The 14,959-nt window shown below is 64.3% G+C and carries 17 protein-coding genes and 1 tRNA gene; 7 read left to right on the top strand and 11 right to left on the bottom strand.

What is annotated here, in order from left to right; genetic code table 11:
- Positions 1–47 precede the first annotated feature (47 nt).
- Genes RIN79_RS06440 through RIN79_RS06415 form a run of 6 tightly spaced genes read left to right on the top strand, consistent with a single transcriptional unit; the run spans position 48 to position 5,231 of the window.
- On the top strand, positions 48–1,046 hold the full coding sequence (locus tag RIN79_RS06440) for a TRAP transporter substrate-binding protein (RefSeq protein WP_309083813.1): 999 nt from the start codon (positions 48–50) through the stop codon (positions 1,044–1,046).
- A complete protein-coding gene (locus RIN79_RS06435; RefSeq protein WP_309083812.1) occupies positions 1,046–1,519 on the top strand; it encodes a TRAP transporter small permease in 474 nt (157 codons plus the stop codon). Before RIN79_RS06440 ends, RIN79_RS06435 begins: the two co-directional genes overlap by 1 nt.
- Positions 1,516–2,808, top strand: a complete 1,293-nt coding sequence (locus tag RIN79_RS06430; RefSeq protein WP_309083811.1) for a TRAP transporter large permease — start codon at positions 1,516–1,518, stop codon at positions 2,806–2,808. The genes RIN79_RS06435 and RIN79_RS06430 overlap by 4 nt, the downstream gene beginning before the upstream one ends.
- Before the next feature lie 15 nt (positions 2,809–2,823).
- Positions 2,824–3,978, top strand: coding sequence for an aminotransferase class V-fold PLP-dependent enzyme (locus RIN79_RS06425; RefSeq protein WP_309083810.1), 1,155 nt, complete (start codon positions 2,824–2,826; stop codon positions 3,976–3,978).
- Positions 3,975–4,439, top strand: coding sequence for a hypothetical protein (locus RIN79_RS06420; RefSeq protein WP_309083809.1), 465 nt, complete (start codon positions 3,975–3,977; stop codon positions 4,437–4,439). Before RIN79_RS06425 ends, RIN79_RS06420 begins: the two co-directional genes overlap by 4 nt.
- Entirely contained in the window at positions 4,440–5,231 is a 792-nt protein-coding gene (locus tag RIN79_RS06415) for a D-glutamate cyclase family protein (RefSeq protein WP_309083808.1), read from the top strand.
- Here RIN79_RS06415 and RIN79_RS06410 read toward each other — a convergent pair.
- The 8 genes from RIN79_RS06410 to RIN79_RS06375 all read right to left on the bottom strand — a co-directional run bounded on the left by RIN79_RS06410 (position 5,219) and on the right by RIN79_RS06375 (position 13,241).
- A complete protein-coding gene (locus RIN79_RS06410) occupies positions 5,219–5,923 on the bottom strand; it encodes a GntR family transcriptional regulator (RefSeq protein WP_309083807.1) in 705 nt (234 codons plus the stop codon). The two genes, RIN79_RS06415 and RIN79_RS06410, sit on opposite strands and share 13 nt — an antisense overlap.
- Before the next feature lie 76 nt (positions 5,924–5,999).
- On the bottom strand, positions 6,000–7,169 hold the full coding sequence (locus RIN79_RS06405) for a pyridoxal phosphate-dependent aminotransferase (protein ID WP_309083806.1): 1,170 nt from the start codon (positions 7,167–7,169) through the stop codon (positions 6,000–6,002).
- Positions 7,170–7,252: 83 nt separating this feature from the next.
- Positions 7,253–8,518, bottom strand: a complete 1,266-nt coding sequence (locus RIN79_RS06400; protein ID WP_309083805.1) for an ABC transporter substrate-binding protein — start codon at positions 8,516–8,518, stop codon at positions 7,253–7,255.
- Positions 8,515–9,861, bottom strand: a complete 1,347-nt coding sequence (locus RIN79_RS06395; protein ID WP_309083804.1) for an FAD-binding oxidoreductase — start codon at positions 9,859–9,861, stop codon at positions 8,515–8,517. Before RIN79_RS06395 ends, RIN79_RS06400 begins: the two co-directional genes overlap by 4 nt.
- On the bottom strand, positions 9,858–10,802 hold the full coding sequence (locus tag RIN79_RS06390; RefSeq protein WP_309083803.1) for a branched-chain amino acid ABC transporter permease: 945 nt from the start codon (positions 10,800–10,802) through the stop codon (positions 9,858–9,860). The genes RIN79_RS06395 and RIN79_RS06390 overlap by 4 nt, the downstream gene beginning before the upstream one ends.
- Positions 10,799–11,704, bottom strand: a complete 906-nt coding sequence (locus tag RIN79_RS06385; protein WP_309083802.1) for a branched-chain amino acid ABC transporter permease — start codon at positions 11,702–11,704, stop codon at positions 10,799–10,801. The genes RIN79_RS06390 and RIN79_RS06385 overlap by 4 nt, the downstream gene beginning before the upstream one ends.
- Positions 11,704–12,435, bottom strand: a complete 732-nt coding sequence (locus tag RIN79_RS06380) for an ABC transporter ATP-binding protein (protein WP_309083801.1) — start codon at positions 12,433–12,435, stop codon at positions 11,704–11,706. The genes RIN79_RS06385 and RIN79_RS06380 overlap by 1 nt, the downstream gene beginning before the upstream one ends.
- Complete coding sequence (locus RIN79_RS06375; RefSeq protein ID WP_309083800.1) at positions 12,432–13,241, bottom strand: ABC transporter ATP-binding protein; 810 nt, start codon at positions 13,239–13,241, stop codon at positions 12,432–12,434. The genes RIN79_RS06380 and RIN79_RS06375 overlap by 4 nt, the downstream gene beginning before the upstream one ends.
- A gap of 78 nt (positions 13,242–13,319) precedes the next feature.
- On the opposite strand from RIN79_RS06375, the gene RIN79_RS06370 reads away from it, so the two are divergent.
- Complete coding sequence (locus RIN79_RS06370; protein ID WP_309083799.1) at positions 13,320–13,712, top strand: RidA family protein; 393 nt, start codon at positions 13,320–13,322, stop codon at positions 13,710–13,712.
- A gap of 103 nt (positions 13,713–13,815) precedes the next feature.
- Here RIN79_RS06370 and RIN79_RS06365 read toward each other — a convergent pair whose 3' ends face one another.
- The 3 genes from RIN79_RS06365 to RIN79_RS06355 form a co-directional block, all read right to left on the bottom strand.
- Positions 13,816–14,343: an arsenate reductase ArsC gene (locus RIN79_RS06365; RefSeq protein WP_309083798.1), complete on the bottom strand. Its 528-nt coding sequence runs from the start codon at positions 14,341–14,343 to the stop codon at positions 13,816–13,818.
- Positions 14,336–14,701, bottom strand: coding sequence for a metalloregulator ArsR/SmtB family transcription factor (locus RIN79_RS06360; RefSeq protein ID WP_309083797.1), 366 nt, complete (start codon positions 14,699–14,701; stop codon positions 14,336–14,338). Before RIN79_RS06360 ends, RIN79_RS06365 begins: the two co-directional genes overlap by 8 nt.
- A 137-nt stretch (positions 14,702–14,838) precedes the next feature.
- Positions 14,839–14,915 (bottom strand) — tRNA-Arg (locus RIN79_RS06355).
- Positions 14,916–14,959 lie beyond the last annotated feature (44 nt).

Raw genomic sequence — 14,959 nt, 5'->3', positions numbered from 1 at the left:
CCAGAGGCGTCTACTTGCCGCACAAGGCCGCAGCGATGGAGATAACGATGCGTAGCGCAGTTGGTGCGTTCCTGATTGCCGGATTGGCACTTGCGGCAGCCCCCGCGGCCGCCCAGGAGATCAAGGTCGGCCTTTCCCTTCCGGAGAATGTGGTGGGCTTCGACTTCGTCAACGGCATGTACAAGACCTTCAAGGAAGAGGTTGAGGCGAATTCCGAGATGACAGTCGATCTCGTCTTTGGCGGCGCGCTCGGAGCGCCCAACGAACGCCTGAACCAGATGCGCCGCGGCGTCATCCAGATGACGGACGCCGCCGACGGCAACTACGCTACGATCCACGGCGACATCCAGATCCTCAACATGCCCTTTCTCTTCCCGGACGAGCCGACCGCGTGGGCCGTGTTCGACGGGCCGTTTGGCCAGAAGCTTGCGGAAGAGCTGCGGCAGAAGACCGGAATCCGGGTGCTCGGCTGGTGGGAATCGGGAGGATTCAAGCATTTCAGCGCGAACAAGCCGATTACCAAGCCCGAGGACATGGCAGGCCTGAAGATGCGCGTCCTGGGTCCGCTCGCCACCATTCCGGTCGAGGCCATGGGAGCCTCGGCCGCGCCCGTCTCCTTCGGCGAACTCTACACCGCTCTGCGGACAGGCGTCGTCGACGGGCAGGACAATTCGGTCTCCACCTTCAATCTTGTGAAGCTCTACGAGGTGCAGTCGCATCTGGCGCTCACCGGCCACACCTATGCCTTCGGCCCGCTCGGCATCAACGATGCCTTCTTCTCCGGGCTTCCCGAGGACAAGCAGAAGGTGATCCTCGACGCAGCTGCCAAGGCGATCGATTTCAACCGCATGAAATCGCGCGAGGTGGAAGGTGCGGCCATCCAGTTCGCGAAGGAGAAGGGTGTGGAGATCGTCGAGCTTGATGAGAATGGGCGCGAGGCATTCCGCACGGTCATGCAGCCGCCGGCAATCGAGTGGCTGCGGGGAAATGTCGACACGCCTGGCATGATCGAGGAGGCGATCTCCGCGGTCGACGCCGTTCAGTAATGATGCGCGTCGTGGGGCTGGTGGAGACGGCGCTGCGCGCCGTGGCGGCGCTCTGCCTGGCGGTGCTGACGACGCTGGTCGTGGCGCAGGTTTTTCTGCGCTACGGGTTGGGCAGCGTCCCCTTCTTCACCGAGGAGGTGGCGCGCTACGCCATGATCTGGATGGCGCTACTCGCAACCGCGGTCGGCGTGCGGGAGGCAAGCCATATCCGCGTCGACTTCGTTCCGACCGCCCTTGGCGTAGCGTCGCCCCCAACACAGCTCGTGCTGGAGGCGGTGCTTGACGTGATCTCTCTCACCGCCTTTCTGGTCCTGCTCTGGTACGGCATCGACATGACGATTTTCGCCGCCGGGCAGACGAGCGATGGGCTGCGCATTTCGCTCTCCTACCCCTATGCGGCGGTGCCGGTGGCCTTCTTCTTCGCGTCGGCGTTCGCGATCCTTCGACTCGTCGAGAAGCTCCGGCAGCCATGAGCGCTTCTCTTGCGGTGCTGATCGGCAGCTTCCTCGGGCTGATTTTCCTCGGCCTGCCGATTGCTTGGGCCATGATCGCTGCGGTCCTCGCCTGGATGGTGCAGACCGGCAACTGGAGCTTCCTCCCCATTGTCGCCGAGCGCCTCTATCAGGGCATGGACTCCTTCGTGCTGATGGCCGTGCCGCTCTTCATTCTTGCGGGCGAGCTCGTGAATGAGGGGCGGATCACGGACCGCCTGATCAATTTCGCCAACGCCATGTTCGGATGGATGCGCGGCGGACTGGCCCAGGTGAACATAGGGGCTTCGATCCTTTTTGCCGGGATCACCGGCGTTGCTCTTGGCGATATCGCTTCCCTGGGGCGCGTGTTCATCCCCGCGATGGTCAAGCAGGGTTACACCGCAGCATATGCAGCGGCCGTTACTGCCTCGTCCTCGATTATCGGGCCGATGGTGCCGCCGTCGCTCATCGCGGTGATTTATGGTTCGATGACCGACCTCTCGATTGGCGCCCTGATGATGGCGACGCTGGTTCCAGGACTCCTGATCGGCCTGGTGCAGATGATCCTCGTGGCCGTCCAGGCACGGCTCTATGGCTTCGAGCCCGTCAGGATGGACCGCTCGCCGCGAGCGCTCGTCAAAGTGACCGGCCATGCGCTGGTGCCGCTGATGATCCCCGTCATCATTCTTTCCGGCATGCTTGCCGGCATCATGACGCCGACGGAAGCGGGCGGAGTCGCCGCCGCATACGCGCTCGCCGTCTCGCTCCTCCTTTTCCGCTCCATTCGCCTCCGCGCCCTCGCAGATGTCTTCAGCCGCTCCGCTCTTTTCTCGGGGCAGCTCCTTATCATCGTGGGCTGCGGCGCCGCTTTTTCCTGGGTCATGGGCATGGAGAACGTCCCGAGCATGGTTGGGGCCACCATTTCCGGCTGGGAGCTCGGCTATTTTGGCACGATGCTCGTCTTCAACATCATCCTGCTCATCCTCGGCATGTTCATCGACCCGACCACGGCGATCATCCTCTTTGGCCCGCTGCTTTCGGCGGCCGCGGTTCATGCCGGGATAGATCCGCTGCATTTTGGTGCAGTGGCCATCCTCAACCTCAATATCGGGCTTTTGACGCCGCCGCTCGGCGTCTGCCTTTTCGCCGCGGAGCGGATCGCCCAGTGCGGCTTTGTCCCACTGCTGCGCGCCATCGCGCCCTTCATTCTCGTCAACATCATCGGGCTGATGCTGGTGGCGGCGGTGCCTGAGTTCAGCCTCGGCCTGCCGCGGCTACTCGGATTCTAGAAAGGAAGATCGGACATGAACAGCTCAGAAGATCAAGCTGCCGGCTCCGCCTATTTCCTCTACCACTCCATCGGCATGTATCCGGGCAAGGCCGAAGCGATGGCGGAGGCGTTCGCAGCCTTCTCGCAAAGTTGGGGTGCCTACGACGACGGTCAGTGGATGCGGGCACTTAGTGCCCGGCAGGAATTCATCGATCGCTGGAGCGAACTCATCGGCGCGGAGAAGGGAACGCTGACATCGGCTGAAAACGTGACCACGGCGCTCTATAGCCTCATCGGCGCCCTACCGAAGGAGCATCTGGAGGGGCGGCGGGTTCTGGTAGCGGCAGATTGTTTTCCGAGCCTGCACTTTCTCCTGGCCGGGCTCGCGCCGCGCCTGGGCTTCACGCTTCAAACAGTGCCGCTGCGGCCGGGAGAAAACTGGGTCCGCGACGAGGACATGATCGCTGCCTGGGACGAAGGGGTGGGCCTCACCCTCGTCACAATGGTCACCTCGACGGCCTCGCACCGCCCGGACTTGTCGGCGCTCGCCGCGCACGCCCGCCGCGTGGGCAGCCTTGTCGGTGTGGACATTACCCAGGGTGTCGGGCTGCTTCCCTTCCGTGTCGATGCGCCAGCAGTGGACTTCACCGTCTCGACGACGCTGAAATGGCTGTGCGGCACGCCTGGCGCCGGCATCCTTCACGTCGCTGAACCGCTCCTGAAAACCTGCCGTCCGGAACTGCGCGGCTGGTTCAGCCAGGAGAACATCTTCTCCTGGGATCTGGACGCCTTTGCCTATGCTTCAGACGCGCGGCGCTTCGACCATGGAACGCCATCCGTGCTCGCCTGTATCGGTTCGGTCCCGGCCCTGAAATGGCATGCGGAGCAGGACCACGCGGCCATGCTTCACCACAACAGGAACCTCGGTGCGATGATCATCGAGGAGGCTGGCCGTTTGGGGCTGGATCTCGCCAGCCCGCGAGAGGCGGAACGGCGCGGCGGGAGCATCATGCTGCGCCTGCCGGAGGGCGCGGAGCCGCGCGCGGTGGTGGATGGCCTGCGCGAGGCCGGTGTGTTCGCCGACGCGCGCGGCCGCGTCCTGCGGCTCTCGCCTGGCGTGATCACGACGGAGGAAGGCGTGAGCCGCCTCTTTGCTTCGCTGCGCATGCTTTTGGGACGCCGGTCGTGAACCCTTCGGCAAACTATTCGCACAGCGTCACGGCACTGCTCCATGTGCCGGCAAGAATCGCCTTCGCTTTCATGTCCGATCCAATCGCCCTTGGGCGCTGGTCGCTCGGCTGCATGGATACGCGTCCGACAGGGAGCGGCGACATCTTTTCCGGCCGATCTCTCTTTGACGGCAGCGAAGGATTTTTCAGGATTTCGGCGGATCCCGAGCGGCTGATCGTCGATTACCTGCTGGGTCCACCCGAGCGGATGGTGCCGCGCATCTCCGCCCGCATAGTCGCAGCCGAAACCTGCGATCTTGAGCCGTCGCAATGTTACGTGACACTCACAGCTTGGCGCGGAAGCAAAATGGACGACGCGCGCTGGCATCGCCTCTGCGCGACCCATGAGGCCGAGATCCTGCTCATCAAGGCGCAATGCGAAGCCGCGGCCATGACACTGGGATCCGATGCAGGCGCTTAGATGAAGAACGCTACGCCAGCGGAGATCAGGCGTGCAGCGCGCGCGGGAACCTTCGCTGCTCCGACAGCTGGCCTCGCCCCGGGCTATCAGCAGGCCAATATCGTGATCGTGCCCGCTGATGTGGCGGATAGTTTCCTCGCCTATGTGCAGGCAAATCCGCAGGCGTGCCCACTGCTGGCGGTCGGCAGAGCCGGCGACCCGTCGCTTCCAACGCTAGGCAAGGAGATCGATATCAGGACGGACCTGCCGCGCTATCGCGTCTTTCGCCACGGCGTGATCGCCGAAGACCCGACCCAGGTCACGCATCCGTGGCGCGAGGACCTGGTGACATTTGCGCTCGGCTGCTCGTTGGGCTTCGAGGCAGCCTTGTTGAGCGCCGGCGTGCATCTGCGCTGCTTTGCGCCTGATGCCTCCTGCTCCGCGTTCGAAAGCACCATCGAAACCACTGCTGCGGGGCCGTTCTCTGGCCCGTTGGTTGCAAGCATGCGCGCGGTTCCCGCTGAGCATGTGGAACTGGTGCGCGAGATCACCGCGGCCCATCCCGAAACGCACGGTGCCCCCGTCCATATAGGCGAGCCGGCCCTCATCGGCGTGGACCTTACGCAGCCCATCGACGGCATCGGCCTCACGGATGTACTGGAGGGAGAGGTGCCGGTGTTCTGGGCGTGTGGCGTCACGCCCCAATATGCGCTGCAGCGGGCAAAGCTGCCGCTGGCGATAACCCATGCGCCGGGGCACATGCTCGTGACTGACCTGCCGCTCGGCAGCTCGCCTTCCGCTCAGCCCGTCTGAGTCGCTTCCCCGCGGCAGAGCTCACGCAGCAGCATCTGCGTGCCGGTGATGTCGGCGATCATGTGCTCGCGCGCGGCCGCGCCATCGCGCCGGCGCAGCGCCTCGACGATGGCATGGTGGTGATTGGAGAAAGGCTCGTGCAGGCCCGTCGCCATCTGCGGGGCGATGTAGGACGAAAGCATGCGCATGTAAGGGCCGTAGCGCAGCCACAGGGAATCGATCAGCTGCACCAGCACCTCGGAGCGCGACGAGCGGTAGATGGCGAAGTGAAAATCGCGGTTCTTGAGCAGCATGTCATAGACATTGCCGCTGGCGCTGATCGCCTCGTGCTCGGCCATATGCGCCTTGACGGCGGCGATCTCCTCCGGGCGGACCGTGGCAGCGGCGATTTCAGTCGCGAGCCCTTCCAGCGCCACGCGGGCGCGGCAGATGTCGTCGAGGCGTTCGACTGAAACCTTCGGCACGCAAGCGGAGCCGTTCGAGGCCATCTCGAGGGCGTTCTCCGCGCCAAGCCGGCGGAGCGCCTCGCGCACAGGCATGTGGCTGGTCTGGAAGGACTTCGCTAGCGCCGCGATGGTGAGCACCTGGCCCGGATCGAAGCGCCCGGTGATCAGCGCGTTGCGCAGCTGGAAGTAGACGCCGTCGCCAATGGTGACGCGCGAGGAGACAGGCCCGAGTGAACCGTCAAGCATCGCCCTCGCCTCCTTCTCCGTTGCTGTTGCCCTTGATTAGAGGACACCGTCCATTTGCACCAGCAGCCCATTGCGCTCAGAGAGAATTAAAGAACCTGCTCAGCCTGTCCATGGCTTCTTCAAGCCGCTCGTAACTCTGGGAGCCGAAGCAGACGCGCAGGTGATTCTCTCCAAGCGGGCCGTAGAAGGTCCCGGCTTCAACCACCACGTCGGCCTCCTGGAGAATGCGGTCGGCCGCTTCCTGTGCCTTCAGGCCTGTGCCGCTGATATCCGGAAAGGCGTAGATCGTGCCCTCCGGGCGCGGGCAAACGACGCCCGGCATCTGGTTGAGCCGGCTCACCACGAGGTCGCGTTTGCGGCGGTCGTCGTCCACCATTTCGTCGAGCACCACAGCCGGCCCGGTGACGGCCGCCAGCGCTCCATACTGGATGAAGGTGTTGACGTGGGTGACCTCGGTCGTCGTGATCTTCATCAGCGCCGGGATCATGGATTTGTCGGCGGCGAGATAGCCCAGCCGCCAGCCATCCATGGCATAGGCCTTGGTGAAGGCGAACAGGCTCACCGTGCGCTCCTTCATGCCGGGGAGCGAGGCGATGCTTGTGTGCCGCGCATCGTCGAAGACGATCTGCTCGTAGACCTCGTCCGAAACGACGGCGAGGTCGTGCTCGATGGCGAGATCCGCCAGGACTTGAAGCTCTTCGCGTGAATAGACGCGGCCGGTCGGGTTGGAGGGATTGACCAGCACGATCATCCGCGTGCGCGAGGTGATCAGCGGCGCGATGAGGTCGCGGCGGATGCGGAAGCCCGCCGCCTTGTCGAGCGGCGCCATCACCGGCCGCGCACCGGCCATCTCCACTTTCCCCACGTGCTGGGGATAATAGGGCTCCAGCAAGATCGCTTCGTCGCCGTCGTCCAGAAGGCTCATAAACGCTGCGAAGGAAGCCTGTGTCAGCCCGTTCGTCACGATGATCTCGGATGCCGAGACATCGATGTGATTGTAATCTCGGACCTTGGCGGCCAGGGCCTCGCGGACCTGCGGCAGCCCCTGAAGGTCGCTGTAGTGCACCTGCCCCGCCTGCAGCGCCCGGATCGCAGCCTGCTTGATGTGCTCCGGCGTGTCGTGCACCGGCTGCCCCAATTCCAGGTGGATCAGATCGCGCCCATCCTTGGCCATGCCCGCCGCCCTGGCAAACATGCCGTAGCTCTTCCTGGAGGTCTGGGTGATGCGACGCGCAAATCTCGGCATGAAAATTCAGTCTCCCGCGCGGCGTTAGAAATGGCCCCGCACAATGTTGAGGGGCGGCGGCCAGAGCCGCCGCCGTTTTGAGTTCAGTTCTCGACGGCCGCCAGAGCCCCGCCAACCCGGGCGTTGTCCCACTTGTCCAGCGTTACCAGAGCACCATCCTTCACCCCCCAGATGAGGTAAGGGCCAGTGACATCGCCATTCTCGTCGAATTCCAATGGGCCGGTGGCGCCGACATAGCGGATCGGCTTGCCCTCGGCGATCAGCTGCTTGGCTTTCTTGAAGCCCTCGGCACCCGGATAGACCGGCTCGCCCTCGCCGCCCGTCACCTTGCGGATATTGTCGCGGATGGCGGTTCCGTCCGCCTTGCCGGCCTGCTCCATGGCGAGGAGCGCAACCGCGGCCGCGTCATACATCGTGTGGAGGCCGGGGCCGTTCGGCGCTGCTCCGAATGTCGCTTCCCAGGACTTGTTGAACGCGTCTACCGATTCGCCCTCCACCTGCGCATTGTCGATGCCGAAGGCTTCCGTCAGGTACTGCGCACCCACCGAATTCACGAACTCGTCGGCCCGCAGCGCATTGCTGAAGATGAATTTCTGCGGTCCGCCGAACGAGATCCATTCGCGCGTGACCGTCGCCCCGTCCGCCGGGAAGGCCACGAGGAACAGCGCCTCAGGCTCTCCCTGCAGCGCAGCATTCACTTCGGCCCGATAGGAAGCCTGCTCCTGATTGTAGGCGGTGACGCTCGTCACAGTTGCGCCGAGCTTCTCCACGTCCTTCTTGAAGCTGCCCGCAAGGCTGTTGCCGTAGTCGGAGTTGACGTGAATGATGGCTATCTTCTTGTAGCCGCGCTCGGCGGCAATGCTGGCGAGCACCGCTGCCTGCGGGCGATCCGTCGGCAGCGTCCGGAACCAGTAGCCCTGGGTCCCGCCTTCTGCGGAAAGTGCCGTGAAGGACGGCGCGCTGGAGCAGCAGGAAATCTGCGTCACCTTGGCCGGTACCGTCACCGAGCTGAGGATCGGCATGGACACACCCGACTGGATTGCGCCGAGGAGCACCGGCACCTTCTCGATTTCGACCAGCGTCTTGGCGGCATCGACACCCACATTGGGTGAGCCCTGATCGTCGCGCAGGATATAGCGGACGGTGCAATCGTTGACGCCGCCCGCCTCGTTGAAATGGTCGACGGCGAGCTTGCCGGCATCGCCGATCGCCGAGCCGATAGCCGCCATGGAACCGGTGATGGAAAGCACCGCTCCGACGGAGGTCGCGCAGGACTGGGCGCTCGCCGTACCGGCGGAGCCCAGGAGGAGGACGGCGCCGACGGCGCCCGTTGCAAGCAGATGTCTCATGACACTTCCCCTTTCAAGGTTGGAGCGTTTTCGGCCTTTGCGGCTGTTCTTCTTGTGGTTGTCCGCCAGTCATCCCACAGCCCCCGCAACAGGAAGGCTGATGGAGCAGCGCGGGCGAGCGGGCGGAAGGCTATCGGCGCTGCTTCGGTCACCGGCACCGGCAGCGCCTCGAGTGCTACACCGGTGGCGGCGTCGGCGAGCACTTCGCCGAGCATGGTCGTCATGGCGATGCCGCGGCCGTTGCAGCCGACAGCACCCAGGAATCCTGGGCCTAACTGGAAGATGTGCGGTAGGAAGTCTGTGGTGACCGCCGCCGTCCCGCGCCAGACATGCGCCAGGCACGGCACCTCCGTCAGGTTGAGCTCGCTGGCAAGGCGTCGGACGATCCTCAAGCCCATGCGGCGCTCGGCTCCGATGGGAAGGATAGCCATGCCGCCGGAAATTAGCCGGTTGTCCGCATCAAGCCGGAAGGTGAAGATATTCGAACGTGTGTCGGAGACAGGTTCGCGTAGCGGCGAAAACCGCTCCGTAACCTGCCTCGGTAGCGGCTCGGTCGCGATCTGGTAGACGTTGAGCGGGATCACCAGCCGGGCGAGCAGGGAAGCCGCACCCTCCTCTTCCGCATTGGTGCACAGAAGCACCTTTGCAGCGCGAACGTTCCCTTGTGTGGTCTCGAGAAGCCAACCGCCTCCGGCTGAATTCACCTTGGTCACCGCAGCGTCTTCCACTATTTGGGCGCCGGCTTCCGCCGCGGCGCTCGCGAGCGCCCGCACATAGGCAAGCGGATTGATGATGCCGCCCGAAGGATCGGCCAGCGCGCCGTGGTAGATCTCCATGCCGGTTCGGCGCGCCGTCTCGGCAGCGTCGATCCAGTGAACGGACCGCCCGAGCGTCCGCCACGCCTCCACCAGGCCCTGCAGCGTCTTGGCCACCGCGGGAGAATGCGCCGGCTGCAGCCAGCCCGTCTGCTCGGCCTGCCGGCCCAACCCTGCCTCGCGCGCGATCTCGAAGACGCGGTCGCCGCCGCGCCCGACCAGGTCGAGCAGACGTTTCCCGTTTTCCCGGCCCAGCTTTTCCATCACGGCGGCGGGATCGGCCTTGGAAAAATTCGGCACCACGAAGCCAGCGTTGCGGCCGCTCGCTCCCCAGCCGATTTCCCGCGCCTCCAGCAGCAGCACCTCCACGCCACGCCGGGCGAGATGCAGCGCGGCGCTCAGGCCCGTGAAGCCGCCGCCGACAATGGCGACCTCCACTTCGGCAGGCCCGTCGAGGCGGTGGAAGACCGGCTTCGGTCCTACCGTCGCACGCCAGAGCGTATCGGGTGCGCCCTGCTCCACGCTCACCTCGCGTGCCTTGAAACGGCCTCGGCCTCGCCGATCAGCCCGCGGGGGCGGAAGAGCAGCGTCAGCACGATGAGCAGCCCGATGATGATCACCTGGATCGCGCCGCCCTGCGACTGGTAGGCGACCGGCAGAAGCCGGCTGACGCCAAGTCCGCTCATGGTCCAGAGAGCCCAGACGCCCACAGCGCCAACAATGGCCCCGAGATTATTGCCGCTGCCGCCAACGATGAGCATCGCCCAGATCTGGAATGTGAGGATCGGCAGAAAGTCCAACGGGCTGACATAGCCGATGAAGCCCACATAGAGCCCGCCGGCGAGCCCCATCAGCGTACAGCCAAGCACGAAGACCTGCAGGCGGATCGCGGCCGGATTCTTGCCGAGCGAGCGCGCGGCGGTCTCGTCCTCGCGCACCGCCTTGAGCACGCGGCCCCACGGCGAGCGCACCGCTACTTCGAGCGCGACATAGACAAGGAGAGCGACCGAAGCGACGACAGCGAGATAGAAGAGATTGTAGGCTCCGGGAGAGCCGAAGGCAGTGAAGAGCGGTCGCGGCAGGCCCACCAAGCCGTTGACGCCGCCGGTCAGCGCCTCGAAATTGAGGGCCACAAGCTGGATGCTGATGGCGATGCCGAAGGTGGCTATCGCCAGGTATTCCTCGCGCAGTTTCAGCGTGGCGAGGCCGACGACGAGTGCCGCCAGCGCCGCAAGCGCCATTCCGCCGACAACTGCGACCGGGAACGGCAGGGCAAAGCCGCCGATGAGCTGGGCCCGGTCGGGGCCGACGAGCACGGCTGTCCCATAGGCGCCGATTGCAAAGAAACCCACCACTCCCGCATTGAATAGCCCGGTATAGCCCCACTGGAGATTGAGGCCCATCGTCACGATGGAATAGGTGAGCGCGACAATGAGGAAGAAGACGAGATAAGCCGCAAACCCGCTCATTTCACGCCTCCGACTGTTCCGGCAAAGATGCCGGTGGGTCGCAGATAAAGGACAGCGAGCAGGATCAGGAACGGCACCGCCATCTTGTATCCCGACGGTACGACCAGCACGGCGAGCGACTCGGCGAGGCCGATCACCAGCCCGCCGATCACGGCGCCAAAGACATTTCCGACCCCGCCGAGGATCACGGCTGCAAACAGCGGCAGGATCAGGTGGAAACCGATCTCCGGGCGGAGTTGGATGGTGAGCCCATAGAGTACGCCCGCCACCGCGGCGAGCGAAGCGCCGATGACCCAGGTCCAGCGGACCACGGCCCGGGTGTCGATACCGTTGACGCGGGCAAGCTCCGGATTTTCCGCCAGCGCGCGCATGGCAAGGCCGAGCCGCGTCTTCTGCAGGAAGAAGTGCAGCGCCACGACGATCACAACGGTCACTGCCAGCGTGAAAAGCTGGTCGGGCATGATGCGCAGACCCGGCGCCACCGGGATGGCGATCTGCAGCGCCGTTGAATAGTACTGCGCCGCGCCGCCGAAGATCAGCAGGATCACCATGCGCACCAGAAGCGATATGCCGAAGGAGCCGAACACCAAGGTCAGATGGTTCGTCTGCCGGCGCAGGGGGCGATAGACCAGCCAGTCAATCGCGAGCGCCAGCAGAGAGGTAAGCGCCGCAGCCACGACGATGGCCAGGATCAGCGGGATGCCGAAGGACAAGGGTGCGATCGGCCCCATGAATGTACCGGTCACCGCCAGTACGGCGAGCGCCATATAGGCGCCCCAGGTAACGAGCTCGGCATGGGCGAAATTGGCGAAGCGGAGAATGCCCATGGTCAAGGTGAGCCCGATAGCGCCAAGGGCGATGATCGAGCCGCTCAAGATGCCGTCTGCCAGAGCCTGCAACATCAGCGCTTGCGACCTCCGGCGCCCAGATAGATGGATGCGACCTGCGGATCCTGCGCCAGCGCGGCCGAAGGCCCATCGATGCGATTTCGCCCCTCGGCAAAAACATAGGTGCGGTGAGAGATGGCAAGCGCCGCCTTGGCGTTCTGCTCAACCATGAGGATCGCGACGCCGCCTTCCACCAGCGCTTTCAGGCGCTGGAAGACTTCGGATACCATCAGCGGCGATAGGCCGGCGCTCGGCTCGTCCAGCATCAAGAGCCGCGGCTCGGTCAGAAGCGCTCTGGCGACCGCGAGCATCTGCCTCTGCCCGCCCGAAAGCACCTTCGCCTTCTTCTGCCGGTACTCCTTCAGCACAGGAAAGTTTTCATAGCTGCGGTCCATTCGCCGCCGCGCCTCGCCCTTGGCAAGCGTGGAAGCGCCAACCAGGAGGTTTTCATCGATCGTCAGCGTGGTGAAGACGTTCGCCGTCTGCGGCACATAGGCGATAGCTGCCTGTGCGAGCCTGTGGGTGGGCAGCCGCGTGATCTCGGCGCCTGCAAGCCTAACCCTACCTGAGGAAACCTGCACGATGCCGGCGACCGCCTTTATCAGCGTCGACTTTCCGGCGCCGTTTGGCCCGATGATCGTCACCATCTCGGCTTCCGCTACCTTGAGCGTAATACCCTGCACGATGGGCAGATCCGGCCGGTAGCCCGCCACCACGTCTTCCACTTCGAGCAGCGGCGTACTCATGCGACTGCACCGCCGAGGTAAGCTTCAAGCACCTGCGGATCCGCAATGACTGTTTCAGGCGTTCCCTTCGCGATCACCTTCCCGGTCGCCATGACCACGATCTCGTCGCAGAGAGACATGACGAAATCCATGTTGTGCTCGATGATGAGAAAGGTCAGGCCGCGCCTATTGAGTTCGACGATCCGATCGACGATCGTGTCGAGCAGCGCCGGGTTCACGCCTGCCCCTGGCTCGTCAAGCAGCACGATTTTCGGGTCGGCCATGAGCGCGCGGGCAAGCTCCACCAGCTTCTGCTGGCCGCCGGAAATCGCGCCAGCGAGTTGACGTTCGACGGGAGAAAGCCCACAAAACTCGATGATGGCGCGCGCCTTTTCGCGGTTTTCCCTTTCCTCGCGCGCGACGAGCCCAGGCCGCAGCCAGGTGTTCCAGAACCGCTCCCCGTGCTGGCCCTGCGGAACCAGCATGACGTTTTCCAGAACCGTCATGCCCGGAAACGGCCGCGGAATTTGAAAGGTGCGGGCCAGGCCGCGCGAGAAGATCTTGTAGGGCGGCAGGGAGCCGATGCGCACGCCGTCGAGCCGCACTTCTCCACTGTCGATGGGCAGTTCGCCGGCAATAGCGTTGAAGAGCGTGGTCTTGCCGGCGCCGTTGGGGCCGATCAGCCCGGTTATCTTGCCCGGCTCTGCGACGAAGCTGACGCAGTCCACGGCCCGGTTGGCCCCGAAGCTCTTAGTGACTTCGAGAACCTCGAGCCTCCCGGCTGTGGCGCTCCGCTTCCATCCCCCTGTTGGGGAGCCTGCGTCCATTCCCGTCCCCTCGTTTCTTGACCCGGAACGGTAGTTGTGATCACGTGATCACGTCAAGATATTTTGAGGTTGAGATCTATGACGCAGGAGAAGCGGCGGACGGTGAGTTCCGGCTCGAGGTTCGAAGAGATGGCGGGCTATTCGCGCGCGGTGATTGACGGGGAGTGGATTTTTGTCTCCGGCACGGCAGGATACAATTTCGAGGACGGCACCATCTCCGACGACGCCGCCGAGCAGACGCGGCAATCGCTGAGGACAATCGCGCAGGCGCTGGAGAAAGCCGGAGCCACCCTCGCCGACATCGTGCGCGTGCGGGTCTTCATCGCCGACCGCGCGGATGTGATGAAGGTTTCGCGCGTGCTGGGCGAGACTTTTTCAGACCCGCGCCCGACCAACACAACCATCATCTGCGGCTTCGCCGAGGAAGCCATGAAGGTGGAACTGGAGGTAACCGCGCTGAAGCGCCGGTGAGACTACGCGGGCGCGCTGCCTCCGATGCATCCCGCTTGTCGGGGCGCCGGCAAATCCGGAAGCGTCGAAGTCTCCGCGCTGACGATAATGATTCGCGCTTGGCTCAGGCCATGCTCGGGCGCGGCTCGGTGGCGCCCTGGAGCCGCCCGATCTGGACGAGCTCGGCGCCAAGGGCCATGCGGTCGAGGCTCGTTATCGGCAGCGCGGTGAACACGGAAATCCGGTTCTTCAGAGAGCGAAAGGCCGCGACGAAGGCGGCTTCCTTCTGGATGGCCGTACCTTCTACCGCTGCGGGATCCTCGATGCCCCAGTGCGCCGTCATGGGCTGACCGGGCCATACCGGGCAGGCCTCGCCGGCGGCGCTGTTGCAGACCGTGAAGACGAAGTCCATCACGGGTGCACCGGGTCTGGCGAACTCCTCCCAATTCTTGGACCTGAACCCTTCCGAAGGGTAGTCGAAGCTCCGCAGTACCTTCAGCGCGAGCGGATTGACGGCGCCCTTCGGTTGACTGCCGGCGGAGAAGGCCCGGAAGCGACCGGCACCATCCTTGCGCAGAATGCTCTCGGCCAGGATCGACCGCGCCGAGTTGCCGGTGCAGAGAAACAGGACATTGTAGATGCGATCAGTCATGCGCGAGCTCCTCGGCGGCGAACTTCTGTGGCGGGCAGCAGGGAGAAAGCTCCGCGATCAGCGGCGCGCAAATCTCCGGCCGGCCGCCGCAACAGTCCTTGACGAGAAAACTGGCGAGCGCCCTTACCGCCTCCAGTCTCGCCCGGTAGATGATCAATCTGCTCCGGCGTTCGGCCTCGATCAGTCCGGCGCGCGCAAGAATCGCCAGATGCGAGGACATGGTATTGTGCGGCACGTCCATGCGCCGCGCGATCTCGCCGGCGGGCAGTCCGTCCGGCTCGTGCACCATCAGCAGCCTGAATACGTCGAGGCGTGTCGGCTGGGCCAGGGCCGCAAAAGCGAGGATAGCTCTTTCCATGTGTCGAGACTAATCGACATATAGAAGACTGGCAAGCCCTCCCCTCAAGCGGCCTGTGTCATGTTGCGCCTCAACGATGAGCCGATTTTCAGAACCGCTCTCAAAGCGCGCGCGGCTTAGCCAAGTGCTGGAAGAAATGGCGCGCCCGAAAGGATTCGAACCTCTGACCCCCAGATTCGTAGTCTGGTGCTCTATCCAGCTGAGCTACGGGCGCGCAGGCTGCCAAGCGGCAGCGCGGTCGTGCAGGTGACGACCGAA

This window comes from Chelativorans sp., from assembly GCF_031180965.1.
Classification (GTDB): domain Bacteria; phylum Pseudomonadota; class Alphaproteobacteria; order Rhizobiales; family Rhizobiaceae; genus Chelativorans.
This window is presented reverse-complemented; position numbering and strand designations above follow the sequence as displayed.

Excerpts from the sequence above, each read along its gene's own strand:
- RIN79_RS06360 (WP_309083797.1), bottom strand. The coding sequence starts at position 14,701 with ATGGAAAGAGCTATCCTCGCTTTTGCGGCCCTGGCCCAGCCGACACGC.
- RIN79_RS06385 (WP_309083802.1), bottom strand. The coding sequence starts at position 11,704 with ATGTTGCAGGCTCTGGCAGACGGCATCTTGAGCGGCTCGATCATCGCC.
- RIN79_RS06405 (WP_309083806.1), bottom strand. The coding sequence starts at position 7,169 with ATGCCGAGATTTGCGCGTCGCATCACCCAGACCTCCAGGAAGAGCTAC.
- RIN79_RS06390 (WP_309083803.1), bottom strand. The coding sequence starts at position 10,802 with ATGAGCGGGTTTGCGGCTTATCTCGTCTTCTTCCTCATTGTCGCGCTC.
- RIN79_RS06375 (WP_309083800.1), bottom strand. The coding sequence starts at position 13,241 with ATGGACGCAGGCTCCCCAACAGGGGGATGGAAGCGGAGCGCCACAGCC.
- RIN79_RS06435 (WP_309083812.1), top strand. The coding sequence starts at position 1,046 with ATGATGCGCGTCGTGGGGCTGGTGGAGACGGCGCTGCGCGCCGTGGCG.
- RIN79_RS06415 (WP_309083808.1), top strand. The coding sequence starts at position 4,440 with ATGAAGAACGCTACGCCAGCGGAGATCAGGCGTGCAGCGCGCGCGGGA.
- RIN79_RS06410 (WP_309083807.1), bottom strand. The coding sequence starts at position 5,923 with ATGCTTGACGGTTCACTCGGGCCTGTCTCCTCGCGCGTCACCATTGGC.
- RIN79_RS06400 (WP_309083805.1), bottom strand. The coding sequence starts at position 8,518 with ATGAGACATCTGCTTGCAACGGGCGCCGTCGGCGCCGTCCTCCTCCTG.
- RIN79_RS06430 (WP_309083811.1), top strand. The coding sequence starts at position 1,516 with ATGAGCGCTTCTCTTGCGGTGCTGATCGGCAGCTTCCTCGGGCTGATT.
- RIN79_RS06425 (WP_309083810.1), top strand. The coding sequence starts at position 2,824 with ATGAACAGCTCAGAAGATCAAGCTGCCGGCTCCGCCTATTTCCTCTAC.
- RIN79_RS06380 (WP_309083801.1), bottom strand. The coding sequence starts at position 12,435 with ATGAGTACGCCGCTGCTCGAAGTGGAAGACGTGGTGGCGGGCTACCGG.
- RIN79_RS06440 (WP_309083813.1), top strand. The coding sequence starts at position 48 with ATGCGTAGCGCAGTTGGTGCGTTCCTGATTGCCGGATTGGCACTTGCG.
- RIN79_RS06365 (WP_309083798.1), bottom strand. The coding sequence starts at position 14,343 with ATGACTGATCGCATCTACAATGTCCTGTTTCTCTGCACCGGCAACTCG.
- RIN79_RS06370 (WP_309083799.1), top strand. The coding sequence starts at position 13,320 with ATGACGCAGGAGAAGCGGCGGACGGTGAGTTCCGGCTCGAGGTTCGAA.